General features: G+C 58.3%; 10 protein-coding genes and 2 pseudogenes. 7 read left to right on the top strand and 5 right to left on the bottom strand.

Annotated elements, in window-relative coordinates; genetic code table 11:
• Positions 1-215 precede the first annotated feature (215 nt).
• From AB4Z51_RS13385 to AB4Z51_RS13370, 4 genes and pseudogenes are all read left to right on the top strand, one after another.
• A complete protein-coding gene (locus tag AB4Z51_RS13385; protein WP_441497541.1) occupies positions 216-374 on the top strand; it encodes a hypothetical protein in 159 nt (52 codons plus the stop codon).
• A gap of 11 nt (positions 375-385) precedes the next feature.
• Positions 386-1,408, top strand: coding sequence for a DNA modification methylase (locus AB4Z51_RS13380; protein ID WP_441497540.1), 1,023 nt, complete (start codon positions 386-388; stop codon positions 1,406-1,408).
• The gene (locus tag AB4Z51_RS13375; protein WP_441497539.1) at positions 1,405-1,911 is read left to right on the top strand and encodes a phage terminase small subunit P27 family; all 507 of its coding nucleotides are present in this window, start codon (positions 1,405-1,407) and stop codon (positions 1,909-1,911) included. Before AB4Z51_RS13380 ends, AB4Z51_RS13375 begins: the two co-directional genes overlap by 4 nt.
• 636 nt (positions 1,912-2,547) lie before the next feature.
• Positions 2,548-2,739: pseudogene (locus tag AB4Z51_RS13370) on the top strand (IS5/IS1182 family transposase); the annotation flags it as partial.
• A gap of 492 nt (positions 2,740-3,231) precedes the next feature.
• On the opposite strand, the gene AB4Z51_RS13365 reads toward AB4Z51_RS13370, so the two are convergent.
• The 4 genes from AB4Z51_RS13365 to AB4Z51_RS13350 all read right to left on the bottom strand — a co-directional run bounded on the left by AB4Z51_RS13365 (position 3,232) and on the right by AB4Z51_RS13350 (position 8,839).
• Positions 3,232-3,666: a cupin domain-containing protein gene (locus AB4Z51_RS13365; protein WP_441497538.1), complete on the bottom strand. Its 435-nt coding sequence runs from the start codon at positions 3,664-3,666 to the stop codon at positions 3,232-3,234.
• An 85-nt stretch (positions 3,667-3,751) separates the two neighbouring features.
• Entirely contained in the window at positions 3,752-4,768 is a 1,017-nt protein-coding gene (locus AB4Z51_RS13360) for an LLM class flavin-dependent oxidoreductase (protein ID WP_441497537.1), read from the bottom strand.
• Positions 4,769-4,864: 96 nt separating this feature from the next.
• Positions 4,865-6,478, bottom strand: coding sequence for an AMP-binding protein (locus AB4Z51_RS13355; protein WP_441497536.1), 1,614 nt, complete (start codon positions 6,476-6,478; stop codon positions 4,865-4,867).
• Positions 6,479-7,414: 936 nt separating this feature from the next.
• Positions 7,415-8,839 (bottom strand): aminotransferase-like domain-containing protein, encoded by a 1,425-nt coding sequence (locus tag AB4Z51_RS13350; RefSeq protein ID WP_441497535.1) that lies wholly within the window; start codon positions 8,837-8,839, stop codon positions 7,415-7,417.
• A 324-nt stretch (positions 8,840-9,163) separates the two neighbouring features.
• Between AB4Z51_RS13350 and AB4Z51_RS13345 the strand changes: the two genes are divergently transcribed.
• The 3 genes from AB4Z51_RS13345 to AB4Z51_RS13335 all read left to right on the top strand — a co-directional run bounded on the left by AB4Z51_RS13345 (position 9,164) and on the right by AB4Z51_RS13335 (position 11,573).
• Complete coding sequence (locus AB4Z51_RS13345; protein ID WP_441497534.1) at positions 9,164-9,961, top strand: alpha/beta fold hydrolase; 798 nt, start codon at positions 9,164-9,166, stop codon at positions 9,959-9,961.
• A 108-nt stretch (positions 9,962-10,069) separates the two neighbouring features.
• Positions 10,070-11,056 (top strand): MBL fold metallo-hydrolase, encoded by a 987-nt coding sequence (locus AB4Z51_RS13340; protein WP_441497533.1) that lies wholly within the window; start codon positions 10,070-10,072, stop codon positions 11,054-11,056.
• Between the two features lie 79 nt (positions 11,057-11,135).
• The gene (locus AB4Z51_RS13335; RefSeq protein ID WP_439035929.1) at positions 11,136-11,573 is read left to right on the top strand and encodes a DsrE family protein; all 438 of its coding nucleotides are present in this window, start codon (positions 11,136-11,138) and stop codon (positions 11,571-11,573) included.
• 95 nt (positions 11,574-11,668) lie between these two features.
• Here the strand turns inward: AB4Z51_RS13335 and AB4Z51_RS13330 are convergent.
• A pseudogene (locus tag AB4Z51_RS13330) lies at positions 11,669-12,680 on the bottom strand (IS630 family transposase).
• Between the last annotated feature and the right edge of the window lie 143 nt (positions 12,681-12,823).

Below are 12,823 nucleotides of genomic sequence, written 5' to 3'. Positions count from 1 at the left end.
TATGGCCCTGACGAGATTGGACGGCCTGTCGGAATACAGTGCAAGAGGTACCAGATACTCAAAATCAAGGACGTTACTAGTGAGATTGAGAACGCAGAGGATTTCAAAGGACGCCTGACAACCTTGTTATCGCGACTACCGCTGATCACGATGCAAGGCTCCAAGAGCAGGTGCGCGCGATATCAGAAAAGCGTGTCGCTGAAGGGAAATTTGCCGTGGCTTTGTTGTTTTGGGACGACATCGTCGCCAGCCTGCTTCTCAATCCTGCTGTTTTCCAAGCACACTACCCCCAGATTGCGCTTCCAAACTCCGCGACAGTTGATAAGGATCGCCTGCTCGCCGCTCTGGAACTGCGGCCCGAAAGCTCGGACTGACCGAAGCACCGGTGGTCGTTCTTCATGGTCTGACAGAAGTTAAACGGCGACAACTTGTGCTCGCCGACAATCGGATTGCTCTGAACGCCGGCTGGGACGCTGAAATGCTTAGCCTTGAGTTGGCCGATCTTTCGGGGATGGGCGCCGATCTTTCGACCCTCGGCTTCACCAGCAAGGAATTGGCGAGGGCGCTTTCGCGAGTGGAAGGTGGCCTGACGGACGAGGACGAGCTCCCCGAGGTTACCGAAATCGCGGTGTCGCAGCCAGGCGATATCTGGCAGTTGGGTGCCCATCGGATTGCATGTGGCGACAGCAGGGATGCCAACCTCGTGGAGTCGCTCTTCGCGGGGACTGCGCCGCAGTTGATGGTCACGGACCCGCCCTATGGTGTCGAATACGACCAATGGCGGCACCGACGAGGGGTCAACACCTCAGCGCGCAAGGGCAAGATCCGCAACGATGAGATCGCGGATTGGACCCCGACCTGGAGCTTGTTCCCCGGTGAGATCGCCTACGTCTGGCACGGTGCACTCCGTTCGACGATCGTCGCCGAAAGCCTCGCCAAGAGCGGCTTTACGGTCCGGGCGCAGATCATCTGGGCCAAGGAGCGTCTGGTGATGAGCCAGGGAGACTATCATTGGCAACACGAGCCCTGCTGGTACGCGGTGCGGAAGAAGGGCTATTGGACCGGCGACCGAAAGCAGACCACGTTGTGGACGATCGGTAGCGGTGGGCAAGACGCGGAAACTCGGCACGCTACCCAAAAGCCGGTCGAGTGTATGCGAAGGCCGATGCTTAACAATTCTGGCCCTGGACAGGCCATCTACGAACCATTTTTGGGTAGCGGGACTACGCTGATTGCAGCGCAATCGTGCGGGCGAGTTTGTTTCGCACGCGAGATCGATCCGCTATTCGTCGACGTAGCGATCCGTCGCTGGCAAGTCTTCACGGGCGAGAAGGCGAAGCGTGTGAGCGACGATGTTCTGTTTGACGCCCTCGCAGCAGAAGAGCCGTCAGTTGGAGAAACGTCATGATGCGCGGCCGCCGCCCGAAGTCGACTAGGATCAAGGCGTTGACCGGCAATCCCGGCAAACGACCTCTCAATCCCCATGAGCCAAGGCCCGAGCCCGCAATGCCGGAGTGTCCTCCTCAGCTAAGCCCCGTCGCCAAGCAAGAATGGATCCGCCTCACCGCGGAACTCTCCAAGCTGAATTTAGTCACACACCTGGACCGTGGTGCGCTTGCCACCTACTGCGGCGCCTACGCGCTTTGGGCGGAGGCGATGGAGCAGATCCAGAAATACGGGACGATGGTGAAGTCGCCGACGGGCTATCCCATCCAGTCGCCGTATCTGTCGATTGCCAACAGGCAGGCAGAGCTCATGATGCGCATTGCGTCAGAGTTCGGCTTTACGCCGGCTAGCCGCAGCCGGATATCAGCGCCTCCGCCTGATCAGCTGCCGCTGCTAGAGCTGGCGGCAGAAGAGTATGAGGAAGACGCTGTCGATGGCGGGGGTAGTCAAAACTCTAGGGATTGATGCCCCGGACCGGTCTCCCTCCTTCGTACGCAAAATTTTGGAATTAAATACAAAAGCCACCGGGGACGAGGCAGGTGCAGCGAGGGGGTGGGCAATTCCTCGACACCTCCCAGCTGGCGGACCGGCCCCACTTCCATTCACGGATTTTTTTCCGCTGCCCCAGTTTTTGATGACCGCCATCGGTCGAGTGCGAGCGTTCGCCGTGAGCCGAAGAAAAGACCGCCGCTTTTCAGATAGTTGGCGGAGCACGATCTCTCATCGCGGTTGCTCTAGCAGGCAGTTTGAGCATTTATTTTCTGCTGCGTCCGAGCTGGTTTGCAGGTGCGCGAAAATTGTCACGAATTTAGGTAGGGGGGAGGTCAGGGTCYGCCACCCCAGCGAGGGGCGGCATGTGTGGGCGGTTTGATGACGCGCCCGGCCCTTTCCCCTTCGATAATCGCGCGCCCGTCGCGCCCGGTTTGAGGTTCGCCCGGCCATCTAACCGCGAATAACCTTGTCTCAGTTTCGCAACACCCGCCGGGTTTCTCGGCATGGAACTACGTTCTTTGACCCCACACTACTCGGCTCAGTCTTTAGTGAGCCGGGGCGGCGGATCGAACGTTAAAACCCGGTCGGCCGCAGTGCGGAAATGCCTCCATGCGTGTGCGCCGCGAAACCGTCGAGCATCCGTTCGCCACACGGAAGATGCGGATGGGCGCAACACACTTTCTAATGAAGCGGCTGCTCAATGTCGCGACCGAAATGGCGCTGAACGTACTCGCCTACAACCATACGCGCGTAATGAACATCGTCGGCATCAAGCCGCTCCTAGTGGCAATCCGGGCGTGAAGAGCTCGTGCTGTTATGTGCATCGTGCGACCGTTCAGGTCGCTTAGCGTGGCCCGAGCTCGCGTCCGGATTGACTCCGGACTCGATAAGCAAAAATATGCTCAGACCGTCGTGTCTGACGCGGATCGTCCCCGGTTGCGTGGGGAGGAAAAACGTTTTTACACAGTCTGGACCAAAGCGGACACGCCCTTCCTTGGGTCGTCCCGTGACCCAAAGCGGGCCCGCGTCAAAATCAAAGCGGTCAGGCGTGCCGTCCACAGCGTCGCGACTAGACAATGGCTGGAAAACGCATGCGGATTATTCCGCGCTCGCTCTTTAAGCTTGGCTTGGTCCGCTAAGCAAAGGTCGCCGTGCTGCTACTTGATCACACTCGAAGACACCTAGTCTCGCATGATCTGATTGACACGGTGGCGCGCGGAGCCCATCAGCCGCGCCAATAGTTCGATGAAGAACTGCCGCACCATCTGTCTCGGACGGAAGAGGGAAACACCGTTACGGCAATGGCCCGACGATAGCTTGGTCGTGACGTTGGGCGATCGCCGGCAGTTGATCCATGTGCTCCTCACGCGGTTGCGGTATGCTGTGCAAATCGAGGAAGAACTCCTCGTGGCGGCGTGGCGTGGACACAAGGATATGCCGGGCTTCACCGATGCCGACATTTGTGAAGCCGTGAATGACGCCCCTTGGAATTATCACGCGGGCGCCGGGGCCGACAATTTCGGTCTTATCGCCGATGAGATACTTTAGTTGCCCCTCGATTACCATAAAGAGCTTGTCTTCGGTCGACGAGATATGAGCAGGCGCGCCGAAACCAGGCTTGATAGTCATGTCGAGGACAGTGAACGGGCTGGGGAAGGGGTTGATGATCTTGGCGGTTATTCCTGCGAATTCCGTCGTTTCAAATTCCGTGGTGACACCAGGTTTCATTTTAGCTCCAAACGTCAGCAAAAGGTAGCAATTGCCTGCCGAGAATTGTGTGGGAGATGTCGACGAATTCGGGACTCCCACATGCTCAGCCAGTGGTTGATCTCGCGGGCTCACGGGTGATGTTCCTGCAGATGCGGGCAACGATCTCGTAAGAGCGGCGGGCAGCAGCGGGGTCGCGGATCAGCGTGACGACCATCAGTTCGTCGGCCAGCGTCTTTCGCACCATTGCCTCGATACCGGATCGCACCGTCTCCGGCGAGCCCACGATAGCATAGGGCAGGTCTTGCTCAGGCGTTGCCGCTGCAGTGGATGTCGTGACCTTGTCCGTCGCCAATGGCACGCTTGTCTTGCGAAACCACTGCATCAGGATCGGCCGGATCGATGCCAGCAGATCCTGGGCTTGAGTATCGGTCTCCGCAGCAATGATGAAGGCGGAAACCATCGTATAGTCGCGCTGAAGGGTTCTGGAAGCTCGGAAATTCCTGCGATAGGTGTGCAAGGCGACCTGCAGGTCATCGGGCGCAATATGGCTCGCGTAGGAGAACGGCAGGCCAAGCGTTCCGGCCAGCGCCGCCGACGATGTTGACGATCCCAGGAGCCACACTGGAACATCGAGGCCTCGCGCAGGGACGTACGCAGCGTCGTCCGCCTGCCGCTCACCGAGCAGCGCCAGAAGCTCGTCGAGGTCGCATTTGAATCGATCGCGCGCATCGGGCGGCTTGCGTAGCATCCGGAATATCTCCGAATCCGCACCGGGGCCGCCCGTCGCGCGCCCGATCCCGAGATCAATCCGACGGGGATGCAGCCCCGCCAGCGTCCCGAACTGCTCCGCAACGACCAGCGGCGAATGGTTGGGCAGCATCACCCCGCCGGAGCCAACGCGGATCAATCTCGTCACGCTGGCGATGTGTGCGAGCACGACGGCCGGTGCTGCATTGGTTAGGCGTGGGACATTGTGATGTTCGGTAAACCAGAATCGCCGATAATCCAACGACTCGGCCAGCTGTGCCAGCTCGACGGTTCGGCGCAGCGAATCGCTTACCGTCTCGCCGTCACGCATTGGCGAGAAATCGAGGACCGATATCGGGAGCGGCGTGCCCATGGAAAGCTCCTTCTTACGTGTCTCTTACGTGTGTAAAGCGGCGTCGTAACCATGCTGCGCATTCGCGCAGCAGAAATCGCATTCATCCCAAGTGCGTCACGGGACCTTCTCTGCAAAGTGAAGTTTGCGAAGAACGTACTTCTGAATCTTGCTGGATGCGGTCTGCGGAAATTGGTCGACGAACCGCCAGATACGGGGGACCTTGTAAGAGGCCAGGCGTTCTCGACAGAACTCCGACAATTCCTGCTCGGCGACCTCATACCCCGGCTTGGTCTGGACAAATCCGACGGGCACTTCACCCCATTCGCGGTCCGGAATCCCGACGATCGCGGCTCCCATTACGGCGGGGTGGGTATACAGAACGTCCTCAATTTCGCGGGGATAGATATTCTCGCCGCCGCGGATGATCATCTCCTTGCGCCGACCTTGTACGCGGCAATAACCGTGCTCGTCCAGACTCCCCAGATCGCCGGTGTGAAGCCAGCCTTCGAAATCGATTGCCGATCGCGTCGCTTCGGGATTGTCGAAATAATCTTTCATGATGGAATATCCGCGAGCGCAGATTTCGCCGATCTCTCCGACCGGCAGAATCGCGCCGGTTTCAGTACTGACGATCTTGATCTCGGTTTGCGGCATGGGCCGGCCGACCGTTGAAACCCAGTCAGGGTGAGGATCGTCGGGCAGCGTATGCGTCAAATACGGAGAGGCCTCGGTCTGGCCAAACCCGATCGCAACCTTTACGCCCTTCGCTCGAGCCCGACGCACCAGTTCTGGAGGAATGGGCGCGCCGCCGAGCGTGACTAGCCGCCAGGATGACAGGGTTCTCTGTGCAATGGATGGAGAGTCGAGTATCCGAATGAGCATGGTCGGAACGCAGAGCATGATGGTGCCGCGCTCTTGCTCGAACAAGCTCAGCATAAGTTCGGGATCGTACCCCGGCGGCAGAACTTGGGCACCGCCCGTCTGCAGAGCACCGAGCGTGCAAAGCCCGCAACCGGCGGTGTGAAACATCGGCATCGGATTGATCCAGATGTCTTGCGGCCCCGCTCCGATCGTCCGCGCATAGATGCGCCCGTTATTCGCCAGATTACGATGGGTCAGGCGCGCTCCCTTGGGTGTACCGGTCGTTCCGGACGTGTACTGTATTTGAGCGACATCGGCGGCCTTGACTGACGGCAATGCTGTTCGCGCCTCGCCGCTCTTCAGGAACTCCGGCCATGAGGACAGGGCGATGACCTCGCGGAGATCTGGAAGTGTGTCACGGGCAGCATTGACTGCCTGCGCAAGGTTCCGGTTCCTGTAGACATCCTGAACGATAATGCCGCGCGCCCGCGATTGTCTTAGGACGAATGCGAGCTCTTCGCCGAGATACGCAGGGTTAACGGTGACGAGCGTCAGACCCGCCAGAGATGCGCCGAGTTCAATCATTACCCACTCCGGGCGATTGGCCGCCCAGATCGCAACGTGTTCGCCTGAAACAAAACGGAGCAATAGTGCCCGCGCGACCTTCTCCGATTCCGTAAGCAACTCCTCGAACGTCCATCGACGACGCGTCTGCTCCTCCGAGGTTCCGTCGATCAGGGCCGTGCGGGTTCGCCATGTTGATGTGGCTGCGCGCAGCGCATCACCGATGGAGATGTCCAGAACAGGCTCGGCCGGATCGGCTGGCCAGTACGACGAGCCCGGTGGAATGTTACTCACCTCTGGCATGTCGCCTCCCCACCACGGGCGATCAGCACGTAATTATAACCTGCATGGTTCTTCATCGCGCCACTGTAGGGAGACGGCGGTTACAGCTTGATTGCAGATCGGCGGGAAGTGGTTACGTTTGCAATGCTGTGAAACGGCGCCGAACAGGCGCGCATCGTGCGTGGCCCGCCTTCGTACGATCGCGGCGACGCATTAGCCGCCTATTATTAGGTATCGGATTCTGCGCTTCTGAATGCATGTGCGGCGAAACAAACGATAAAGTCGCCTTATGTCACAGTGGTCTATGAAGAGAGTTAGAGAGAGTTTCCTATGACAGGTAGAACGATCGGTAAACAGGCAGTAATAATCGGCGCAGGCATGAGCGGTTTAGCTGCAGCCGGTGCGCTGTCAACCGCGATTGTGTCCGATTTTTGGTTTTGGCGCACACCGTTGCATCGGCGAAGCACTTGCGCGCGACGAACTTGAGGAAATCTCAGCTTGATCACCGCTCGAAATCTGCAAATCCAACTAAATGCGGCGCCAAGATCAGGGCCATTACGGAATCGGTCGCTGCGGGTGTCTCTCCGAAGCGGTGACACGGAGGACTGCACTCTAATTGTTGTATAGCGCCTTAGCCCCGATCCGTGTTTCCATCGCCTTGCGCAGCTCGGCAGCCACCTCGAAATTATGGGCGATCCGTCCGCGCTTGCGAAGCCACGTGACGGCCGGCCTCGTCGATCAGCTAGATTGCTTCGACCTGCGAGATGACTTTCGTGGCCCGTTCGGTATTGGGGCGCCCAACCGATCCGGCATCGAATGACGGCACTGCCTCGTGAGCGCAAGCGGCCTCGTCCTTTCGGCGAAAGCGATTTAAGCGGACACCACCAACTATCGACGTCCGTTAAGTACCAAGCAGCAACGCGACTCTCGCTGAGCAACAAAAGGCACTATACGATTCTACCGCATCAGATCAGCACTAAGGCGGCCCAATGTCCGCACCGCATTCACAGTCGATTTGACATCAAAATGGCCATAGTTCAGGCGGACAAAATTCTTGTATTTTCTTTTAACTGAAAAAAGAGGTCCGGGGGCGATGCTGATCCCTTCCGCCAAGGCCAGTTGGTGCAACCGCAATGCGTCGATCGACTTTGGCATTTCGACCCAAAGCATATAACCGCCTTGGGGCTGCGTGAGCCGGCAGCCCGCAGGAAAATGCGTCGTCACGGCCTGCGTCATGGCTGCAAGTGCTTCCGTTAGACGTTGCCTAAATCYGCGCAAGTGCCGCTCATAGCCACCGTATTTCAGGTATTCTGCCAGGGCAGCCTGCGGCAACGACGATGTTGAAATGGTACTGATGAACTTCAAACGCTCGACTTCCGACTTAAACCTGCCGGGTATGACCCAGCCGATGCGGGAGCCCGGCGCGAGACATTTGGCAAAGGACCCGCAGTGTAAGACGAGCCCTGACCGATCAAAGGACTTGGCCGGTCGAGGTTTTGTTTTGCCGAAGTAGAGTTCCGCATAGACATCATCTTCGATGAGGGGAGTGTTGGTTTTTGCCAGCATAGCAACCAATTCCCGTTTCTTCTCATCCGGCATCGACGCTCCAAGTGGGTTCTGGAAATTCGACATGACGAGGCAGGCTGCCACATCAAGGGTATCCAGCGCATTTTGCAACGAGACAAGATCAATGCCGTCGCGGGGGCTCGTCGCGATCTCAACCACCTTCATCCCCATTCGCTCAATCGAGAGCAGAGACGAGTAGAAGGTTGGCGACTCAATGGCAATGATGTCGCCCGGTTTTGCAACGGCATTCAGGCTGAGATTGATGGCCTCCATAGCGCCACAGGTTATGACGATATCCTCGGGTGCGATGTCTACTCCCGCTTCCGCGTAGCGCAACGCAATGAGCCGACGCAATTCAACGTTGCCCGGCGGCAAATCTCTTACGCTGCTCCACACGGGCAATCGGCGTGCCGCATCGGCCGCCGCCTTATTCAGCTTCTCGGTGGGAAAGTGTTCGGGACTTGGGAAGGCCGATCCTAAAGGCACGATTTCGGGCCGCTTGATTGCCTCAAGCACGTCGAACACCAAGTTGGCAACGGTGACCTCTGTACTCGCCGTTGGAGGCGATGACATCACAGGCTCTGCGGCCGGCCGTGACAGACGTGAGCGCACGTAGTAGCCGGACCTCGGCCGTGCCTCGATGAGACCGTAGTCTTCGAGCCGTACATAAGCGTGCATTATGGTCCCCAAACTGGCTCCGCATTTTTCACGCGTCTCTCGCAGCGAAGGCATACGATCGCCGGGCCGCAGCACGCCACGCTCAATCAGGCTGCTCAGCGTTCGCACAATATATTCGTGTCGATACGTCTCAGACATATCCGCCTTTCTGAAAGCCCCAGAACGGTATCTGTTCCACTAGAAACTTGCATAACTGACTCAGTCTGTCACCCATCTGCATCTGTGTAAGGGCCAAAGTTGCTGATTATGTGGTTGCGCTGGATCCGTGGATACACGTGAGATCAGGCTCTGATCTCGACCGGAACATAGTGGACTCAAAGGTTGAGATCGATGAGCTTAAGCGCCGAAGCTGGTGAAGCATTCGCCACATTCGAATGGGCGAACCCACGCGGAATAATCAAAAGGACAGTCGGTACAGATCTCCGCCGTTGAAGACGGAAATCGTAAACAGAGTGAATCGACATGCCGTATGTCGAAACCGAAGACGGTACCCAGATTTTCTATAAGGACTGGGGTCAAGGAAAGCCTATCGTCTTTCATCATGGCTGGCCATTGAGCGCCGATGACTGGGATACGCAAATGCTGTTTTTTGTCCAGCGGGGATACCGAGTCATCGGCATCGATCGCCGTGGCCATGGGCGTTCAGGCCAGGTTTCGGGCGGCCACGATATGGATCACTACGCTGCAGACGCGGCCGCAGTTGTAGACCATCTGGCTCTGCGCGATGCCGTCCACATTGGGCATTCCACCGGAGGAGGAGAGGTGACGCGCTACGTTCCGCGCCATGGCAAGGGTAGGGTCGCCAAGGCGGTATTGATGTCGGCCGTGCCACCGATCATGGTGAAAACGCCGAACAACTCGGATGGTCTGCCCATCGAAGTATTCGATGGGCTGCGCGCGGGCCTCACGGATAATCGCGCCCAGTTCTATCGCGACGTCGCGTCCGGTCCGTTTTACGGGTTCAATCGGCCCGGCGCGAAACCGCTGGAGGGCGTCATCGCGAATTGGTGGCGCCAAGGCATGATGGGCGGGGCTAAGGCGCATTACGAGGGCATCAAGGCCTATTCCGAAACCGACTTCACCGAGGACCTGAAGGTCATCGCAGTGCCAACGCTCGTGATGCACGGAGACGACGTTCAGATCGTGCCATACAAGGACGCTGCCCTGTTCTCGGCGAAGCTCCTTAACCGCGCGACGCTGAACATCTATCCCGGGTTCCCCCATGGAATGCTCACCACCCATGCTGATGTGATCAATTAGGATCTTCTGGCGTTCATCGAGGCATAAAACTAGGCGCGCCAAGGAGCAGCAGCGCAGCAAGGACGACCGCCACCCTGGAAACCATCCAATCTATCAGAGGAGTCTCCGATGTCCGTGCGCACCCCGCAGACACTGTCACGACGCAGCTTTTGCATATGCTGCGCCGTCGCCGCCGGTCTCGGTACGAATCGTGACTGGTTGAAGCCCGCCGAAGCGTTCGCCGAAGCACGCAACATCGTCGATACGATCCGTGACTCTGCCGCGACGATGCCCATCGAGATTCACAAGCTGCGCGGCAATGTCGCGGTCATCGAGGGCTCTGGCGGCAACATCGCCGTTCTGACAGGCGGAGACGGCAAGCTGTTCGTCGACGCCGGCATTACCGCTACCCGCCCGCGCATCCTGGAGGCTGTCAACAGCCTTAGCCGCGATCCCATCAAGCACCTTATCAACACTCACTGGCACTTCGACCACACGGACGGCAATCAGTGGCTAAGTGAGGAAGGCGCTGCCATTCTGGCTCACGAGAACACGCACAAGCATCTGCTTTCCACCCAGAGAGTCGCGGACTGGGACTACACGTTCCCTTCGCCRCCCTTGGCCGCGGTGCCGACCGAGGTGTTCTCTTCGGACAAGCGCATCACCATCAACCGCTCGACCCTCAATTTGAAGCACTATGGCCCCGCGCATACGGACAGCGACATCTCGGTCAGCTTCGCCGAGGCTGAAATCCTCCATTGCGGGGACACCTATTGGAACGGCATCTATCCGTTCATCGACTATTCGACCGGCGGCAACATCGACGGGATGATCAAGGCGGCTCAGCAGAACATCGCCGCCGCCGGAAGCAAAACCATCGTCATCCCCGGCCACAACCTGCCCAACCGTGCCAGTGCCGTGAGCAACAAGGACGAGCTGATCGCCTATCGCGACATGCTCGTCGCCATCCGGGATCAAGTCGCAATGTTCAAGCGCTCGGGCCGCTCGCTCGATGAGACCATCGCGGCCAAGCCAACCGAACAATTCGACGCGAAATGGGGCCAGTTCCTCATCACGCCCGCCTTGTTCACCAGGCTGGTCTATGAGGGCGTCTGATACCCTCAGCGCGAGCGCCCACGCTATCGCCTTCGCTTCCGTGGAAGCGCAACAATTCAAACCTGACAGGAGCCTTGACATGTCCGTGCCCGAAAAGCCGCTTCACATCGACATCCCGGTCAAGCTGTCGGATGTGAAGATCGTATTCAGCATCGGCGCCCTACAGTTCGAGGGAGACCTTCCGGCTTCGATCTTTCACATGCAGCTCATTAAGAACGACATCGCGGGTTGGAGCGCGACCTCGGAGATTGTCGCAGTCTTCCATACGAATGCTGGGCATGTGACTCTGCACGACACGGCGTATAACGCGGATCGCAACATTGCGACGGGCAATCCCTACAAGGATCTCATTTCCGGTCTGCAGAAGCGCGGCGTGAAGGTTGAGCTTTGCGGCGCGACCGCAAAGGCCCACGGTTGGGGAAACGAGGACTTGCTTGCGGACATCAAGGTCAATACGGATGCTATGGCGAGAACGTCACAGCTCGTCCAGCAAGGATTCGTGAAGATCACTGAGTAAGAAGCAAAGATCGATGTGAGCACAACTCCGCGACCCCGCAAACCAATGCCTTCAGAACTAGTCACGTGAATCTAAAAGTCGCCACATAAAGTCTGCTAGGCATTGTGGCAGAAGCGTTTGACGGAAGCCAAAATCTGGTCTGCGGACTTGGTCCATTTGAAGTGTGAATACCTCGCTGGATCTGCTTTCTGGTGAGTTCAGCGAACCCGCGCTCGACCTGATTGATCCATGACGCGGAAGTCGGCGTGAAATGGACGTGATAATGCGGCCGGCGGGCGAGCCACGCTTTGATCTTAGGCGTCTTGTGGGTGGCGTAGTTATCCATGACGATATGGACATCGAGCCCTTCAGGGATTTGAGCGTCGATCTCTTTGAGGAACTTCAAGAACTCAACTGCGCGGTGGCGCTTGTAGCATTTGCCTATGACGAACCCCGAGGCGACATCGAGCGCGGCAAACAGCGAGGTCGCACCATGCCGCACATAGCTGTGCGTGCGACGTTCCGGTACGCCAGGCATCATTGGCAAGACCGGTTGCTCGCGATCAAGTGCCTGGATCTGACTTTTCTCATCGATGCTGAGGACAAGGGCTCGGTTCGGCGGGGACAGGTAAAGGCCGACGATATCGCGTACCTTGTCGACGAACAGCGGATCGCTCGGCAGCTTGAATGTCTGGCTACGGTGCGGCTGCAAGCCGAACGCCGTCCACATTCTGCGGATCGTGGTGTGAGAAAAGCCAGTTTCCGCAGCCATCGAGCGGATCGACCAGTGCGTCGCGTCGCGCGGCGTCGTACGCAATGTCCGCTCGATTACCTCAGCAACCTGATCGTCGTCGATGGTTCGAGGGCGGCCAGGGCGGGCTTCGTCAAGCAGGCCATCACAGCGATCCTTCAAGAATCGACGGCGCCACTTGCCAACGGTGTGTTCATGGATGCCAAGTTCGGCAGCCACCGACTTGCTTGGCAAGCCATCCACCGCAGGATCGCGCGGCAGCGCTCAGATAGCGATCGGGCAACGCGATGACGACGAACTTGCCTCTCCAAGTACGCCCGCTCCCGCGGACTAAGCACCGACGGCGCGATCGGCCGGCCTCGCTCACCATTCGCCACGAGCTCTCTCCTCTGTAGAGAATCGAGCTATCAACTAATGTGACGAACTTGCGTTACAGATGACTAGATGCGACGCGCGGCCATTTGCGTCGCTGGCATTGCTGAACGCAGGCCAGGCGATGGCATCAAGACTGTCCCCTCCC

This window comes from Bradyrhizobium sp. 2TAF36, from assembly GCF_052114925.1.
In the GTDB taxonomy this organism is placed as follows: domain Bacteria; phylum Pseudomonadota; class Alphaproteobacteria; order Rhizobiales; family Xanthobacteraceae; genus Bradyrhizobium; species Bradyrhizobium barranii.
Note: the sequence above shows the minus strand (reverse complement) of the source record. Positions and strands in the feature narration are given on the sequence as shown.